We start from the raw sequence: 15,762 nt of genomic DNA, 5'->3' as shown, positions 1-15,762 counted from the left end.
TTATGAAGGGAAAAGAAAAGCAGCTCACGTTATTTTGTGAGCTGCTATTTTTTATTTTCTGTCCTCTTTAGATAGTGAATATGGAATAACTAAAGATATTGCAATTAAAACTATTCCTATAAATACTCCTATCCAAGGTGTTCCATGAAAAAGAAAGTTATACTCATCAGATAAAAATAGTAAAGTAGTTTTTCCACCAATTATTTTTTGAAAAAGTCCGATACTATTTAATACGGGATAACATAGTGTGAAAAGAAAAGCACCTATCAATCCACCTAAAATAACATATATACTTTTTAAATATCCTGCTCCAAAACTTGCTATAGCAGTTCCCGGACAAAGTCCAATCATTCCAAAACCTAAAGCCAAAATTGCACTTCCTAGTATAACACCAAAATTCATAGGCTTAATACTAAAATGATCTAAAGGAATTAATTTTAAAGCCACGCTTAAATATAAAAGTGACATACTAAATCCTAAAGCAAAAATAATTATTTTCATAAGTGTTAAATCTTGAAGTTTTAACATTTTAGATATGATAACTCTATTTGTAGCACCAGCATAATACAAAGCCAATCCAAAAAGTAAACCTAGAATTAATCCTAAAAGTGGTATATTATCAAAAAATAGATTCCTCATATTAATCACCCATCCCTTTAGCAATAATAATCGCTATTGGAAACAAAACTATTGTAAAAATAATACTACTTACAGATAGTTGCATAATTCCACTCATCATATGTCCACTTGTACATCCGCCAGCCATTCTAGCTCCAAAAAGCAAAAGTACTCCACCAAAAAAAAGTTTAACTCTAGAGATTCTATCTTTTTCTAGCAAACTTTCCTTTTCTATAAACTCCTCTTTTTTTCTAAAAAATATTCTACCTAACATCCCGCCTAAGAAAACTCCAACAACAAATATAATTCCATAGTTATATGGAGTCACTATACTTTTAGCAATTCCATCTTGATTATAATAATCAATCAAGCTATAAAACTCAGCTCCCTCTCTAAAAATTATATCATCTTGAATTGTTGAGTGAACCATTCCAGAAACAACACTAAATTGTGTTGAAATTCCAATTGGTTTTATAAGTAGTATAGAGATAAAAAATACACTTCCTAAAAAAATACCTTTTAAAATCCATTTTCGTTCCATAATTTTCTACCCTCCTTAAAAAGAGTTTCTAATTCCAATGTGCCTCTTACATATAAGTTTATTCGATAAAAAATTATTTTTTCTTTTTTATAATTTATATAAAAAAAGAGGTAGAATAATCTACCCCTTATCAAACTATACTAATTCTCCCTTTGCAATAACCTTTTTAAGTCTTAAGTGTTTATCTAAAAATACGATATCAGCAAAACATCCAGGTTGTAGCTTTCCATACTCATTATCAATATTTACAGCTTTTGCAGGATATAAAGTTGCCATTCTTACAGCTTCTTCTAAAGTTATATCACAATATTTCACTAAGTTTCTAACTCCAGCATCCATAGTTAGTGCAGAACCACCTAAAGTTCCATCCTCTCCAAAACATTTTCCATCTTTATAGAAAACTTTATTTCCTTCGAAATAGAAGTACTCCATATCTGTTCCCACAGGAGCAACAGCATCAGTAACTAAATATAATCTTTCTCCCATAACTTTAATAGCTGATTTTATAGCAGAGTAGTGACAGTGGAAACCATCTGCAATTACTCCAGCTTTAATATCACTATCAAATACAGCACCTACAACTCCAGGTTCTCTGTGATTGAAAGATGACATTCCATTGTATAGGTGAGTTGCAAGAGTTATTCCGAAACCTTCTTTTTCTTTCACTTGCTCATAAGTAGCGTTAGAATGCCCTACTGCTACATGTATTCCAGCTGCGTTTAATTTCGAAATTATTTTTTTATCTGTATTTTCTGGAGCTAATGTAACTATTCTTACATTTTCTTTTCCAGCTTCTACCATTTTATCTATCATAGCTTCATCAGCTTTTCTTATAAACTTTGGATTGTGAATTCCCTTTTTTTGTAAAGATATATATGGTCCCTCAATATGTAATCCAACAACTCCATATTTCCCTTTATTTTCAATACCTTTAACTAACTCAATAGCTTTTTCAATATTTTCATCTCCAGTTGTAATAAGTGTTGGAGTGAAAGAAGTACATCCATATTTTAAGTTAGTTTTATGCATTGTATCTAAAGTCTCTAATGATATATCATCATTAAATAAAACTCCTCCACAACCATTTAATTGTAAATCTATAAATCCAGGAGTTACATATGCATTTTCAGCATCAATAGTTTCAATATTTCCATAAGTAGTTGTTAACTCCTCTTGAGGTATAATATCAACTATTCTCTCTCCATCTATAATTAAAACTTTTCCAGTATAAAATTTATTTCCTATAAATAACTCTCCATTTACAATAGCCTTCATTATTAGTTCATCTCCCTATTTTCCACAACTTTTGTATAACTCTTCTATTAATAAATCTGTATCTAAATTACTTTTTTCAATATCTTTAAAGTATCTATAAGTTCCAACTTTTAACTCTGTACAAGCAGCTTCATCAGAAACGATGATTCCTTTTGGATGTAATTGAAGTGCACTGATAGTCCACATATGATTTACACCTTGCTCAACTGCGTGGTGTAATGCTCTTGCTTTGTTATGTCCATTAACCATTATTAAAACTTCTTTTGCATCAAGAATAGTTCCAACTCCAACAGTTAAAGATAACTTAGGAACTCTATCTATATCTCCACCGAAGAATCTAGCATTTGCAATTATTGTATCCATAGTTAACTCTTTATCTCTAGTTCTTGAACTTAAAGATGATCCTGGCTCATTGAAAGCAATATGTCCATCAGGTCCAATTCCACCTAAGAATAAATCGATTCCTCCAATAGCTTTTATTTTTGCTTCGTAATCTTCACACTCTTTTTTATAATCAGTTGCTAATCCATTTAATATATTGATATTTTCCTCTTTTGCATCTATATGTTTAAAGAAATTTTCATACATATAGTAGTGGTAACTTTGATCGTTAGCTGGAGATAATCCAACATACTCATCCATATTGAATGTTACTACATTTTCAAAAGATATGATTCCATCTTTGTAAAATTGAATTAATCTTTTATACATAGCTAAAGGTGTTCCACCAGTTGGTAACCCTAATACAAATGGCTTCTCTGCAGTTGGCTTTGCAGCTAATATTTTCTTTGCAACATAAACCGCTGCCCAGTCCCCAATATTTTTCTCAGTTATAATTACTCTCATTCTAAATCACTCCCTTGAATTGTTTACATCTTCTATATTAAAGTTACCATTTATTTTTGGAAAAGTCAACCTTTTTAGAAACTTTTTTTCTAAAAAGTTTTATAAAAATGAATTATATTTACATTTTGAATTTTTTTACACTTTCTACAGCATACCAATTAATCTATTTGCTTTTTCTCTATCTCTTTGAATTAACTTAACATAAAGAATATCAATAACAGTTAGTTGTGCCATTCTAGAGGAGAGAGAAGTAGATCTCAAATTACTTTTTTCAACTATAGTACTTAGAGATATATCTCCAATATCCTTTATAGGATTTGTAGCTACTTTAGTCAGTGTAATTACTTTAACACCTTTTTCTTTAAACTCTAAAATACTTTGATATATATCTAAAGTTTGCCCACTGTAAGATATTACAAATACCAAGTCTCCCTCTTGAGCTGTAGAAGCATTTGTTAATTGTATATGTTGATCAGTTTCAAAAATAACATTTTTACCTAGCTCCCATAACTTATATTGAAAGTCTCTTGCAATTATTCCAGAGAACCCTGCTCCTAAAAGGAATATTCTATTAGCATTCTCAATAGCTTCAACAGCTTTTTCTATCTCTTGAAAATTTAAAACTTTATATGTATCCTCTACACTTTTTATATTTTCATAAACTACTTTTTTAGCTAAGATTTCAGTACTATCTTCCATACTAATTTCATCATAGATTATTTGAATCTCTTTTTCATTATTTTTCATAGCTAAATCTCCAGCTAAAGCTATCTTAAACTCTGGGAATCCTTTAAATCCAAGTTTTTTAGCAAATCTAACTACTGAAGCTTGACTTACATCGCATTTAACAGCTAAATCATATGTATTCAGTGTTTTTATCTCATCCATATTCTCTAATAGATAGTGAGATATTTTTTTTTCATTCTTAGTAAAGCTTTCTTGAAACTCTTTTAACTTTATAAGTGTTCCACCCATATTTTAAAACCTCCGTTATATATTCTCTCTCTTTTTAAGTTCTTTTTCAATTTCGTTTAAAACTTTCCTTTTATTCAAACTCCATTTAGGTTCAACAACCTCATCTTTTTTTCCATCACCTGTAACTCTATGAACAACCATTTTATCAGGTAGAAGTTTCAATATAGTAACTACAATATCCACATACTCATCTAAAGTAAAAACTTTAAAGTTTGTATCGTTATATAGTCTTTCTAAAGGAGTTCCCTTTATAATATGAAGAGAATGAATTTTTATTCCCCAAGCACCTGATTGAACAATACACTTAGCTGTATTTAAAATATCTTCTCTCTCCTCTTTTGGTAATCCAACAATCATATGTGTAACAAACTTTATTCCACTGTCTTTTAATTTTTTAGTTGTTTCAAGATATGTAGAAAGAGGATAACCTCTATTTATAAGTTTTGCAACTTTATCATCAATTGTTTGAAGACCTAGTTCTATCCAAAAGAAATGTTTTTCATTTATCTCTTTTAAAAGTTCTAAAGTATCATCCTCTATGCAGTCAGGTCTAGTTCCTATTGCTAACCCTAAAACCTTTGGATGATTTAAAGCTTCATAGTAAATCTCTCTTAAGTAATTTACATCACCATACGTATTTGTAAAGTTTTGAAAATAAGCTATTACCTTCTTGTCTTTAACTTTATCTTTTAGAAACTCTAATTGTTCATCAATTTGTTCTGTTATACTTTTTCTTCTATTTCCAGCAAACTCTCCACTTCCAGCATCACTACAAAATATACATCCACCGTGAGCAACTTTTCCATCTCTATTTGGACAAGTGAATCCACCATCTAAAGATACTTTAAATATCTTGTCTTTAAACTCATCTTTAAAAAAATCATTTAAAGAATAAAATCTTCTATTATTGTGTTTCTCCATTTTCTTTTTCCTTCTCTTTCTCTTTTTCCATTCTCTCAAGTTTAGAGTATATACATCCACAGTAGTCCTGTCTATATAACTCATGTTCCTTGGATAGATTTACACTTCTTAAGTATCTGCTTTTCTTTTTAAAATCTCCTCTTAAAAATTTAACTCCATACTTTTCTTCAAGTTCAATTCCAATCTCATTTATCCACTGAGCATTTTTCATAGGACTTATACTTAAAACAGTTGAAAAATATTCGTATCCCAACTCTTTAGCTTTTTTTGCAGTAGCTTCCATTCTAAGCTTATAACATCTATAGCATCTAGCTCCGCCCTCTTTTTCTTTTTCAAAACCTTTAATTTTTTCTATAAAATCTTTACCTGGACTATATTCACCCTCTATTATAGTCATTCCAAATTCCATAGCATCATTAAACGTAAATTGTTCATTTAATCTAGTGATGTACTCCTCTTTCTCTGTAATGTTTGGATTATAAAAATATATATCAATATTTAAATATGTTTTTAAATACTCAAGTATAGCACAACTGCACGGTGCACAACATGAGTGTATTAAAAGTTTTTTTCCACTGTTAAGACCTATCTTATCTAGTTCTTTTTGCATTTCTAATTCATAATTTACCTTCATGTTATCATTCCTTTTTTCATTTATATTATGATTATATCATATAACCTAGAGTTTTTTTAATGTTTCTGATATAATTAAGTTAATTATTTTTCGGAGGTGTTTTATGAACAAGAAAATTTTTGTTATGTTAACTAATGGATTTGAACTAATTGAAGCGATGTCACCAGTAGACGTTTTAAGAAGAGCAGGACTTAATGTGGTTACTGTATCTACTGTGGAAAACACTTTAGAAGTTGAATCAGCTCAAAAAGTGAAGGTTGTTGCTGATGTAAATATTTCTGATATTAATGTAGGAGAGGGAGTAATGGTTGTTATACCTGGAGGATTCCCTGGATATGTTAACTTAAGAAGTGATTCAAGAGTTGTTGAGATTGTTAAGGAATATTTAAATAGTAATGATAAATTTGTTGGAGCTATCTGTGGAGGACCAACAACTTTAGGAATAAATGGATTAATCGGAGATTACAAATTTACTTGTCACACATCTGTTAAAGAGGAGATGGCTAGTGAAAAGTATGAGCACAAAGATGTTGTAGTTGATAGAAACTTAATCACTTCTCCAGGAGCTGGAAAATCTGTTGAGTTTGGTCTTGCTTTAGCTAGTGTTTTTGTAGATGAAGCTACTATAACTAAAGTAAAAAAAGGAATGGAACTTATATAATAAAATTAGTAAATAAAAAGGAGACTCTATTAAAGTCTCCTTTTCTATATAATATAGTATATTTTTTAATCAACTAGGTAATATTCGATTGTACTAACAACTCTTACATTTTTAATCTGTGGATTGTGTTGATCTCTGTTAGTTATAGTAAACTGTCCTTGATTTGCAGATTTAATCTTTCCTAAAGAACTATTTGAATCTTTTGCAAATTTTTCAGCTACCTCTCTAGCATTTTTAGTAGCCATCTCAATCATCTCAGGTTTTAAGTCATTAAGTTTTGTGTAGATATAGTCTGTTGTAGTTCCATATTGATTTGAATTTCCTAAGGCTATATTTTCCTTAACAAGTTCACCAATTTTATTTGTTAAAGTATATACTTTATCCACTTTAGTTGAATAAACAGTAACTGTTTGAGTTGCAACATATCTAAAGGCAGCCACATTATTATCGTATTGATATAACATTTTGTCTTCAATAGTTGGTGCTGAAATAGTTATTTCATCGCTTTCTATTCCATTCTCTTTTAAAAATTCAATAATTCTACCATTATCTCTTTCTAAATTAGAATAGATTTCTGAAAGTTCATTTCCAGCAGCTTTAAAATCAATTGGCCATAAAACTACATCAGCCATAACCTCTTTTTCAGCTAATCCTTTTACAGTTACAACTCTATCCATTGTTTTGGCTTTTATAAAGCTCTCTCCTAAAGTGTAACCTAAAATCCAAAGGCCAAGAAAAATACATACTCCTAAAATTCCATAACTTGTACTTAACCTATTTCTCATATAACCCTCCTAATTGAAAATTATTTTGAAACTGTAATATACTACTCCTCTTCTTCCTCATCCTCTTCAACAAAGAAATCCTCGTACATCTCATCCTCATCGTCAACTATAAGGAAATCTATCTCATCTAAACAGTTTTCTAACTTTAAGTTTTCTGGTAACTCTGTTTCTTCAACAAATATAAAGTTCTCATCCTCTAAAGTTGCTAAGAATAGATGTGGTAAGAATCTATCAAACTCACTAACATAAGTTGTACTTCCAAAAGGTTGTCCCTGTTTAGAGTTTTTATTTAACTCTCTTGAATATTTTGTGTGGTTTGAACAATCGTGAACAACTACTGGCCAGTTTTCATCACAAGCTTGTTTCATAAGTTTAAATGTAATATCTCTTGACCAAAGTGGAGATATATATCCTCTTCTAGCCATATACATTCTCTCTCCAACATAGTTATTTATATTGTCCTCTCCAAAGTGAAGTTCAGCACAGTTTATAAAGTCTATACCTGTTCCTAGAATCTTTTCCTTCTTTTCTTGGAACTCTTCATAAAATTCCGGAGTCATTGGAGTCTCTATTCCAACCATTGGAATATACTCTTTAGCTATTGCCATATTTTCAATAACTTTGTCACTACACTTAACAGCACCTAAATTAAATCTTAATTCATTTAATCCAGCTTCACCAAGTTTTTGTAAATTCTCTCTTGTACATAGAGAACCATTTGTATACATGTGTTGGTAAATTCCAGCATCACTTAGTTTTTTTATAATTCCATAATATTTTTCAATATCTAAGAATGGCTCTAAGTATACATATGCAATTCCACTAGGTTTTTTCTGTATAGATAATAATAGGTCTATATCCTCTTCATAATAAAGAGTTTCTCCAATCTCCCACATTCCATCTGGAATAGGCTCTTGATTATCAATGTTATCATGATAGTAACAGAACTTGCATAGTAAATTACACTGGTGAGTTTTTCTTATTCCACCAAGACCGTCACCAAATAAGCAAGAAACACATCCCTTAGGAAACTTCTGTTGATCTCCAACAAAGAATGTTCTTCCTTTAAGATTTTTTAGATCAGCAATCTCATCTTTCATCTCTTGGTGTCTTTTATTAACTGCTAACTCAATCTGTCTAACAGTTGAATCTATAATTGGGCTAAATCTTTTAAACACTTCTGTTTTGTCTCCAGAAAGTGATGATAAATGACTAAACCACTCTAATGCATCTTTTTTTGATATTTTCATTATTTATTCTCCAATTCTAAAATTAAAATACAATCTATCTTTAATTATATACCTTTTGAGTAAAGATTACAACTAAATAATATGTTAAAGTGTTGCAAAGGCTAAGTCTACTACTTTAAAACCATCAATAGCAGCACTTATAATTCCACCGGCATATCCAGCTCCCTCTCCTATTGGATAAAGACCCTTTGTATTTATTGATTCTCCAAACTCATTTCTTGTAACTTTTACAGGAGCAGATGTTCTAGTTTCTGGTCCTATTAAATTTGCATGCTCACTTATAAAGTTTCTTTGTGTTTTTTCCCAGTATCCCATAGCCATTTTCATATTCTTAGATATAACTTCTGGGAAAAGGTTGTTTAAGTCATAGCTTTTTAGTTCCATCTCATAACTAGACTCAATCTTTCTATTTGTAGTTTTTCCTTTTAAGAAATCAAGAGTATTTTGATATAACGCTCCATAATTTCCGATTATATCATAAGTTTTCTTTTCAAGTTGATCCTGGTATTCCATTCCTGAGAAAAGTTCATCACCAAACTCATTAGCTTTTACTCCTACAACAAGTGCTGAGTTAGAGAATCTACCATCTCTTTGAGAGTAACTCATTCCATTAACAAGTGTCCCTCCCTCTTGAGAAGCAGCATTTACAATTACACCACCTGGGCACATACAAAATGAAAATACTCCTCTTTCTTCATCTCTATTATTATAAGTTAAGCTATATGTTGCAGCTTCTAAATTTGGATGTGAACACATCTTACCATATTGCATTGTATCTATATCCACTCTTGGATGTTCGATTCTTGCTCCTATAGCAAAAGGTTTATTTTCCATGAAAACACCATGTTTATGAAGCATTCTATAAGTATCTCTTGATGAATGTCCTATAGCTAATATTACATGATCAAATAAAACGTTTTCCTCTACTAAAATTGGTGATTTTAGATTTTGAATCTTTATACCTTTTACTTTTCCATCTAAAATTATAACATCCTTTATTAAAGTGTTAAAGTGGAACTCTCCACCTAAATTTATAATTTTCTCTCTTAAATTCTTTACAACTACTTTTAATACATCAGTTCCTACATGTGGTTTATAATCCCAAAGAATCTGTTCTTGAGCACCATTAGCAACTAACTCTAAAAATATTTTATTCATATATCCACTTTTTACTCTAGTGTTTAACTTTCCATCTGAATATGTTCCAGCTCCACCCTCTCCAAATTGGATATTTGAATTCGGATTAAGCATACTAAACTTTATAAATTCATCAATAGTTTTATCTCTATCATCTACTTTTTCTCCACGTTCATAAACTATGGGTTTTATTCCAAGTTCACAAAGTCTAAGAGCAGCAAACAATCCAGCTGGTCCAGCTCCTATAACAGCAACTCTTTCTATTCCATCTTTTGCTTTATAGTTTAATTCCTTATTCTCTTTAAATGGATTTACATTTGTTAGAGATGAGATATCTACATCATTTTTTAATGTAACCTCTATATTGTAAACAAATTTTATATCAGTTTTTTTTCTACTATCTATAGATCTTTTTGAATATTCTATTTTTTCTATATTCTCTTCTTTTATTCCTCTTTTAATGATCTCTTTTTTAAGTTCAAGGGTTTGATCTTTTTCAATAGAAACATTAATATTGTTTATAACGACTTTCACTTTACACCTCTTTTTAAATAAAAAAGCTCCGAATGATATTCTTCAAAAGAATTGTATTCGAAGCATTTTGTAATTATACTATTTTTTCCTCTAAAGTTTTACCAACTCTAAATTTAACAACTTTTTTCTCTTTTAATTTCATTTTCTTACCTGTTTGTGGGTTTCTTACGTGTCTTGCTGCTCTAGTAACTACTTCGAATTTTCCCCATCCTATAAATGATACTGGTTCACCTTCAACTAACTTTTGTTCAACTAAATCTAAAAATAACTTAACTGCCTTCTCTGCATCTTTTTTAGTGTATTCACCTGTTTTTGCAAATAAATCGATAAACTCTTTTTTAGTCATTGTTACCCTCCTTGAACTATTATAGAATATAGTATGCAAGAAACCAAAAAGTTGAAAACCCTTTATTTATGGTATCTTTAAACCGATTATACTCAGTAAACCCTTAAATGTCAATACTTTATGTATATTTTTTATATTTATTTTTAAAATAATGTAAAAATATGGCGATAGAGGTGGGACTTGAACCCACGAAGCTTACGCTCTACACGCGTTCCAGGCGTGCTCCTTAGCCACTCGGTCACTCTACCTTGTCCATTAATTGATACTTTTTTATAATATCATATGAACAGAGAAAAATCAATAAACTTCCCTCATTTTTTTACTTTATAATTCCCCTCTCCTGATACTTTAAAAACTCAGGTAACATAACTTTTTCATACAGTTCAGGAACATATATCTTTATAACCTCGGCTCTTTTTAAAACTCTCTCCATAGGGGCGTTAAATTTCTTCCAAGTGTGCCCATCAGAAGTTAAGTTTTGCATAAATCCTTGGTATCTATCACAAACATTTGCGAATTTAGCTTCATTACTTTCACACTCTTCAAACTCTGTCCAAAGATTTAAAAATTCCTCTTTTTGATCATCTGGTAGGAGAGAGAATAGTTTAACTGCAGCTTTTAATTCATCATCTGCTTTATCAGGTCTTACTTCACCAAAAGCAGGAGTATCTCCAGCATATATCTCAACTAAATCATGGATTAAAATCATTTTCAGAGATTTTTCTAAATCAACCTCTCCTTGAAAGTACTCTTTTATTGTTAAAGCAACTAAAGCCATATGCCAACTGTGCTCTGCATCATTTTCCTCTCTTTTTCCATTTACAACAAGTGATTGTCTAAAAATATCCTTCACTTTATCAATTTCAAATAAAAATGCCATCTGTTTTTGAATTCTTTCCATTTTTTATGTATCCCCCTTCTTTTAGTTTCTTTTCTATCTTCTGTAACGCTTTTTTTGCTCCTCTATATTTTTTGTTCTTGCGTTTATTTTCTTATTATACTTCTTTTTAGGTAACTCTAGTGTTGACATAACTCCTTGAGCAAACTCTATCTCCATTTCAGGAATAGAGAATCCAATTGTATTTTCTATATCATTTAACATACCTTCATTTCTATCTGTTACAAAAAGGTATGATTCACCTTTTTCCCCTGCTCTACCAGTTCTTCCAATTCTATGGATATAACTTTCAACATCCTCTGTGATATCATAGTTAAATATATGAGTTACTCCAGTGATATCTACTCCTCTTGCGGCAACATCTGTTGCAACTAAAAATTGAAACTCTACATCTTTAAATGCTTTCATTATTTTCTCTCTTTTAGCTTGAGGTATATCACTATGTAATTTTTGACAAGAATATCCTCTTGATGACAACTCCTCTTCTAAACTATCAACTCTAACTTTAGTTCTACAGAAAATAATTCCCATAAATGGATTTGTATCATTTAGTAAAGAACAAAGTGTATCTAACTTTCTTCTATCTGATGTTTTTATAATATGTTGGTTTATATTTGCTAGTTTATTCTCTTTACTTTCAATAACAATATTTAGCGGCTCTTTTGTTATTCTATAAGCTATCTTCTTAACTGTAGAATCTATTGTTGCAGAGAAGCAAAGAGTTTGTCTTTTCCTACTACAAACTTCAATAACTTTATCAATCTCATTTCTGAATCCCATCATAAGAATTTGATCAACTTCATCTAAAACTAATGTTTTTATTTTAGATAGATCAATTGCTTTTCTTTCTATTAAATCAACTAGTCTTCCAGGAGTTCCAATAACAATATCAACTCCATTTTTTAAAGTTTCTATTTGACCAGCTATCTCTCTACCACCATAAGCTAACATAATTTTTTTATTATCATAATTTATTTTCTCACACTCTTCTGCAATCTGAATTGCTAACTCCCTTGTTGGAGTTATTATTAAACTTTGTGGAAACTTTCCATTTCCACTTAAGTTTTGTATGATTGGTATTATAAAAGCTAAAGTTTTTCCACTTCCTGTAGCTGCTTGAGCTATTACATCTTTACCATTTAATATAGGGGGGATTCCCTCTTTTTGTATATCAGTTGGCTCTTTAATTCCCATTTTACTTAAAAGCTCTATTATATTTTTATTAACATTTAAATTATTAAAATTATTCACATATTCTCCTTCGATTTTAACTTTATTCAATTGTTTATTATAGCATTTATTCGCTAAAAAAGGAACAAGTATAAAATTAAGTTTTATTGTACAATTTTAATCTTTGACTTTTGTAAAAAATCTGTTAAAATATATTTATTTATTTTTTTTATATTTAGGAGGAATTTGTAATGCAAGATTGTCTAAGCGGACAAAAATATATACTAGTTTTTGGAGCTTCTGTTGTTGATATGTTTGGTTTTTGCAACTCATCATATAAAGCCTGCGATTCTATTCCAGGAAAGATTAAGATATCTTTTGGAGGAGTTTCAAGAAATATAGCTGAAAATATGGCTAGAGTTGGAGTTAAAACTAAGTTCATATCTATTATAGGAGATGATGAGATCGGACGTTCAATGTTAACTCACTCTTTAAAAATTGGATATGATATGAGAAATTCTTTAGTTTTAGAGGGAAGAAGTACACCAACTTACATGGCAGTTTTAGATGAGAGTGGAGAGATGGTTTCAGCAGTTGCAGATCTTGATAGTATAAGTGCTATGACAACTGATTTTATAGACTCGAAAGCACCTATGATAGAAAATGCTGCATTTACATTCTTAGATGCTGATGATCCAGAAAACTTAGAGTATCTATTAACTAAGTTTCAAGGAAAAACAAATTTCATCTTAGACCCAATCTCTTCAACAAAAGCTGAAAAGGTTAAACATCTTATAAAATATTTCCATACAATAAAACCTAATAGAGTTGAAGCTGAAGTTTTATCTGGTATTAAAATCAATACTAGAGAGGACTTAGAAAAAGTAGGAAGTCATTTTTTATCTTTAGGAATTAAAAATGTATTTATAAGTTTAGACGCCGATGGAATTTACTATACTAATGGAGTAGAAAGTGGAACATTAAAGGCTACTGGAGTTACAGTTAAAAATGTTACTGGAGCAGGAGATTCTTTCGTTGCAGGATTAGGATTTGGTTATATGCATGACCTTCCTATAAAAGAGACTGTTAAGTTCGCTATGGCGATGTCAATTGTTACAATATCTCATGAAGAAACTATTCACCCAAATATGGGGCATGAGTTAATTCAAGAAATAATAGCAAAAACAAATTGGAATGAAAATTAAAAAAATGGACTAAATATAGTCCATTTTTTTATTAGTTATTTCTTTTACCAAATAATCTTAAAAGATTTAGGAATAGGTTTACAAAGTCTAAGTAAAGCATTAAAGCTCCAATAGTTGAAAACTTATTGTAATCCTCTTCTGTTAAATCATTGTTTTGGAATATTTTTACAATTCTATTTATATCATAAGCTATTAATGCTGTAAATAAAACTACTGCACATACAGATATAAACCATCCAAGAATCGATATTTTTAAAAATAGATTTAGGAGAGAGACAATTACTAAAGCAATCAGTCCACCTTTAAAGAAACCATCATATGATGAAAGATCCTCTTTAGTTTTTAATCCATAAATTGTCATCCCTACAAATATAAGAGATGTAACTCCTAAAACATAAAGAATAGAGTATGGATTATAAATTAACATAACTATAGAAAGAACTAACCCATTCATAGCTGAATAAGCTATGAACAAAAGCTTTGCTGTTCCACTACTCATTTTATTTATACCAAAATTTATTCCAAGAACTAATACTAACTCTGCTATTATTATAAAAGTCATATAGTTAGCTACAAAGGATATCATTGGTTGATTTTGAACAACATACCAAGAAACACCTCCTGTAATTAAAAGTCCTAGAAACATTTGCATAAAAACTTTTCTTAAAAAACTGTTTTTTGTAGAAATCTCAATCGAATTATACATAATTAACCTCCTCAATTATTTTTTAAATTTAAATATAAAAAGCTGGCTAAGCCAGCTGTTAAAATCTACATTTTTTTAATCTTCGTCATTTATAAACTCATATAGCTTTTTCTTGTCATTCACCACTTTAGTTTTTATTTTTTCTTTTACTTCCTTTTTCATTTTTGGAATTTTCTTTTTATCCTCCTTAGTTCCACCTTTTGTGAATTCCCTTGGAATGTAATTCATTTCATCATCTTCAAATTGATCAAAGTTCATTCTTCCGTTAGCCATTTTAATCTCCTTTAAGTTTATAAAGAGGATAAATCCTCCTACTAATATTTATTATATTTTCCAATTTTTGTCAATAAGTTTATTTTTAATTTTTTATCCCCCTTAAATGTTCCAAGGAAACACTATAAACCCTATGGCTAAAATTAAAATTAAAATAACTCCCATAACTATTTTTTTTACAACACTGTTCTCGCTTTTCATATATCCCCTCTTTTGTAATGAATTTACTCTATTATACTTATATTTAAATATTTTTCCTTTTTTAAATAGCTATATTATTTTTTATATATCCATGTCATATAATTATTATATTTGTGTAAATTATTAATCTGATATATACTACAACCAGTACATTGTTTCCTTATAATGTATAATAAAGTGTGTGTGTGTGAAAAATAGGTTCTTGAAAAAAGGACCTATTTTTCTTTTTATAGAAAAATAGATCCTTTCAAATTTCATATCATTTTTTTATTCATAAACCCTAATTTTAAATAGCGAAAATTGTGAACCGCCATTATATTTATTTAGATTTTTTCCTACCATTACAACTGTTACTATTGCTGCAATTATATCACATATTGGTTGAGCTAACCAAATACCTGTTAAGCCATATGCTTTTGAGAAAATCATAATTAATGGTATCAATAGAATCACTTGTCTTAGTAAACTTAAAAACATCGCCGCTTTTCCCTCTCCTATCGCTAAGAAATAGTTACTTCCAGCCATTCCTAAAGCAATTGCAGGCATCGCCATTAGATATATTCTCATTCCATGAATAGATATAGCCATTATATCAGGATTTTTATTAAACAATCCAACGATTGTTCCAGGGAAAACCTCAACTAAGAATAATGCGATAGAAAATATTACTACTCCAGTCCATGTAGCTATTTTATAAGCTTCTTCCATTCTTTTATATTGTTTAGCTCCAAAATTATATCCAGCCTGTCACTTATACATATCTGACGCTGCCGACGATACTCCTTG

Annotated in this window: 17 protein-coding genes, 1 tRNA gene and 1 pseudogene; 2 read left to right on the top strand and 17 right to left on the bottom strand. The window is 29.9% G+C overall.

Annotated elements, in window-relative coordinates; translation table 11 throughout:
* Positions 1 to 51: 51 nt before the first annotated feature.
* The 7 genes from Q0V08_RS05990 to Q0V08_RS05960 all read right to left on the bottom strand — a co-directional run bounded on the left by Q0V08_RS05990 (position 52) and on the right by Q0V08_RS05960 (position 5,810).
* Complete coding sequence (locus Q0V08_RS05990; protein ID WP_297432968.1) at positions 52 to 639, bottom strand: YeeE/YedE thiosulfate transporter family protein; 588 nt, start codon at positions 637 to 639, stop codon at positions 52 to 54.
* Between the two features lies 1 nt (position 640).
* A complete protein-coding gene (locus tag Q0V08_RS05985) occupies positions 641 to 1,159 on the bottom strand; it encodes a YeeE/YedE thiosulfate transporter family protein (RefSeq protein ID WP_297432966.1) in 519 nt (172 codons plus the stop codon).
* 135 nt (positions 1,160 to 1,294) lie between these two features.
* Complete coding sequence (gene nagA / locus Q0V08_RS05980) at positions 1,295 to 2,434, bottom strand: N-acetylglucosamine-6-phosphate deacetylase (RefSeq protein ID WP_297432964.1); 1,140 nt, start codon at positions 2,432 to 2,434, stop codon at positions 1,295 to 1,297.
* A gap of 15 nt (positions 2,435 to 2,449) precedes the next feature.
* The gene (gene nagB / locus Q0V08_RS05975; RefSeq protein ID WP_297432962.1) at positions 2,450 to 3,280 is read right to left on the bottom strand and encodes a glucosamine-6-phosphate deaminase; all 831 of its coding nucleotides are present in this window, start codon (positions 3,278 to 3,280) and stop codon (positions 2,450 to 2,452) included.
* A 144-nt stretch (positions 3,281 to 3,424) separates the two neighbouring features.
* On the bottom strand, positions 3,425 to 4,255 hold the full coding sequence (locus Q0V08_RS05970) for a MurR/RpiR family transcriptional regulator (RefSeq protein ID WP_297432960.1): 831 nt from the start codon (positions 4,253 to 4,255) through the stop codon (positions 3,425 to 3,427).
* A gap of 15 nt (positions 4,256 to 4,270) precedes the next feature.
* Positions 4,271 to 5,176 carry a TIGR01212 family radical SAM protein gene (locus tag Q0V08_RS05965; RefSeq protein WP_297432959.1) on the bottom strand — a complete coding sequence of 302 codons (906 nt, stop codon included), beginning with the start codon at positions 5,174 to 5,176 and terminating at the stop codon, positions 4,271 to 4,273.
* Positions 5,160 to 5,810, bottom strand: coding sequence for an epoxyqueuosine reductase QueH (locus Q0V08_RS05960; protein ID WP_185891538.1), 651 nt, complete (start codon positions 5,808 to 5,810; stop codon positions 5,160 to 5,162). Before Q0V08_RS05960 ends, Q0V08_RS05965 begins: the two co-directional genes overlap by 17 nt.
* 103 nt (positions 5,811 to 5,913) lie before the next feature.
* On the opposite strand from Q0V08_RS05960, the gene Q0V08_RS05955 reads away from it, so the two are divergent.
* Positions 5,914 to 6,471, top strand: a complete 558-nt coding sequence (locus Q0V08_RS05955; RefSeq protein WP_297432954.1) for a DJ-1 family glyoxalase III — start codon at positions 5,914 to 5,916, stop codon at positions 6,469 to 6,471.
* A 65-nt stretch (positions 6,472 to 6,536) separates the two neighbouring features.
* On the opposite strand, the gene Q0V08_RS05950 is transcribed toward Q0V08_RS05955, so the two are convergent.
* From Q0V08_RS05950 to Q0V08_RS05920, 7 genes are all read right to left on the bottom strand, one after another.
* Positions 6,537 to 7,256 carry an SIMPL domain-containing protein gene (locus Q0V08_RS05950; protein WP_297432952.1) on the bottom strand — a complete coding sequence of 240 codons (720 nt, stop codon included), beginning with the start codon at positions 7,254 to 7,256 and terminating at the stop codon, positions 6,537 to 6,539.
* 41 nt (positions 7,257 to 7,297) lie between these two features.
* Positions 7,298 to 8,506 carry a radical SAM protein gene (locus Q0V08_RS05945; RefSeq protein ID WP_297432950.1) on the bottom strand — a complete coding sequence of 403 codons (1,209 nt, stop codon included), beginning with the start codon at positions 8,504 to 8,506 and terminating at the stop codon, positions 7,298 to 7,300.
* 84 nt (positions 8,507 to 8,590) lie between these two features.
* On the bottom strand, positions 8,591 to 10,177 hold the full coding sequence (locus tag Q0V08_RS05940; protein WP_297432948.1) for an FAD-dependent protein: 1,587 nt from the start codon (positions 10,175 to 10,177) through the stop codon (positions 8,591 to 8,593).
* Between the two features lie 73 nt (positions 10,178 to 10,250).
* Entirely contained in the window at positions 10,251 to 10,523 is a 273-nt protein-coding gene (locus tag Q0V08_RS05935; RefSeq protein WP_023050698.1) for an HU family DNA-binding protein, read from the bottom strand.
* 162 nt (positions 10,524 to 10,685) lie between these two features.
* A tRNA-Ser gene (locus Q0V08_RS05930) sits at positions 10,686 to 10,771 on the bottom strand.
* A 71-nt stretch (positions 10,772 to 10,842) separates the two neighbouring features.
* On the bottom strand, positions 10,843 to 11,424 hold the full coding sequence (locus tag Q0V08_RS05925) for an HD domain-containing protein (protein WP_297432946.1): 582 nt from the start codon (positions 11,422 to 11,424) through the stop codon (positions 10,843 to 10,845).
* Between the two features lie 33 nt (positions 11,425 to 11,457).
* Positions 11,458 to 12,672: a DEAD/DEAH box helicase gene (locus Q0V08_RS05920; RefSeq protein WP_297432944.1), complete on the bottom strand. Its 1,215-nt coding sequence runs from the start codon at positions 12,670 to 12,672 to the stop codon at positions 11,458 to 11,460.
* Positions 12,673 to 12,842: 170 nt separating this feature from the next.
* Between Q0V08_RS05920 and Q0V08_RS05915 the strand changes: the two genes are divergently transcribed.
* Positions 12,843 to 13,796 carry a carbohydrate kinase family protein gene (locus tag Q0V08_RS05915; RefSeq protein ID WP_297432942.1) on the top strand — a complete coding sequence of 318 codons (954 nt, stop codon included), beginning with the start codon at positions 12,843 to 12,845 and terminating at the stop codon, positions 13,794 to 13,796.
* A gap of 31 nt (positions 13,797 to 13,827) precedes the next feature.
* Here the strand turns inward: Q0V08_RS05915 and Q0V08_RS05910 are convergent, their stop codons facing one another.
* From Q0V08_RS05910 to Q0V08_RS05900, 3 genes and pseudogenes are all read right to left on the bottom strand, one after another.
* Complete coding sequence (locus Q0V08_RS05910; RefSeq protein ID WP_297432940.1) at positions 13,828 to 14,502, bottom strand: Bax inhibitor-1/YccA family protein; 675 nt, start codon at positions 14,500 to 14,502, stop codon at positions 13,828 to 13,830.
* Positions 14,503 to 14,577: 75 nt separating this feature from the next.
* A complete protein-coding gene (locus Q0V08_RS05905; RefSeq protein ID WP_297432938.1) occupies positions 14,578 to 14,775 on the bottom strand; it encodes a hypothetical protein in 198 nt (65 codons plus the stop codon).
* Positions 14,776 to 15,243: 468 nt separating this feature from the next.
* A pseudogene (locus Q0V08_RS05900) lies at positions 15,244 to 15,708 on the bottom strand (MATE family efflux transporter); the annotation flags it as partial.
* Positions 15,709 to 15,762: the final 54 nt, after the last annotated feature.

The organism is uncultured Cetobacterium sp. (assembly GCF_947038635.1).
In the GTDB taxonomy this organism is placed as follows: Bacteria; Fusobacteriota; Fusobacteriia; order Fusobacteriales; family Fusobacteriaceae; genus Cetobacterium_A.
The sequence above is the reverse complement of the archived record's forward strand: the minus strand, read 5'-3'. Positions and strand labels throughout refer to the sequence as shown.

Bases quoted from the DNA above. Each gene is read 5' to 3' on its own strand.
- nagA (WP_297432964.1), bottom strand. From the start codon at position 2,434: ATGAAGGCTATTGTAAATGGAGAGTTATTTATAGGAAATAAATTTTAT.
- Q0V08_RS05955 (WP_297432954.1), top strand. From the start codon at position 5,914: ATGAACAAGAAAATTTTTGTTATGTTAACTAATGGATTTGAACTAATT.
- Q0V08_RS05990 (WP_297432968.1), bottom strand. From the start codon at position 639: ATGAGGAATCTATTTTTTGATAATATACCACTTTTAGGATTAATTCTA.
- Q0V08_RS05915 (WP_297432942.1), top strand. From the start codon at position 12,843: ATGCAAGATTGTCTAAGCGGACAAAAATATATACTAGTTTTTGGAGCT.
- Q0V08_RS05935 (WP_023050698.1), bottom strand. From the start codon at position 10,523: ATGACTAAAAAAGAGTTTATCGATTTATTTGCAAAAACAGGTGAATAC.
- Q0V08_RS05950 (WP_297432952.1), bottom strand. From the start codon at position 7,256: ATGAGAAATAGGTTAAGTACAAGTTATGGAATTTTAGGAGTATGTATT.
- Q0V08_RS05965 (WP_297432959.1), bottom strand. From the start codon at position 5,176: ATGGAGAAACACAATAATAGAAGATTTTATTCTTTAAATGATTTTTTT.
- Q0V08_RS05905 (WP_297432938.1), bottom strand. From the start codon at position 14,775: ATGGCTAACGGAAGAATGAACTTTGATCAATTTGAAGATGATGAAATG.
- Q0V08_RS05985 (WP_297432966.1), bottom strand. From the start codon at position 1,159: ATGGAACGAAAATGGATTTTAAAAGGTATTTTTTTAGGAAGTGTATTT.
- nagB (WP_297432962.1), bottom strand. From the start codon at position 3,280: ATGAGAGTAATTATAACTGAGAAAAATATTGGGGACTGGGCAGCGGTT.
- Q0V08_RS05910 (WP_297432940.1), bottom strand. From the start codon at position 14,502: ATGTATAATTCGATTGAGATTTCTACAAAAAACAGTTTTTTAAGAAAA.
- Q0V08_RS05945 (WP_297432950.1), bottom strand. From the start codon at position 8,506: ATGAAAATATCAAAAAAAGATGCATTAGAGTGGTTTAGTCATTTATCA.
- Q0V08_RS05970 (WP_297432960.1), bottom strand. From the start codon at position 4,255: ATGGGTGGAACACTTATAAAGTTAAAAGAGTTTCAAGAAAGCTTTACT.
- Q0V08_RS05960 (WP_185891538.1), bottom strand. From the start codon at position 5,810: ATGAAGGTAAATTATGAATTAGAAATGCAAAAAGAACTAGATAAGATA.
- Q0V08_RS05925 (WP_297432946.1), bottom strand. From the start codon at position 11,424: ATGGAAAGAATTCAAAAACAGATGGCATTTTTATTTGAAATTGATAAA.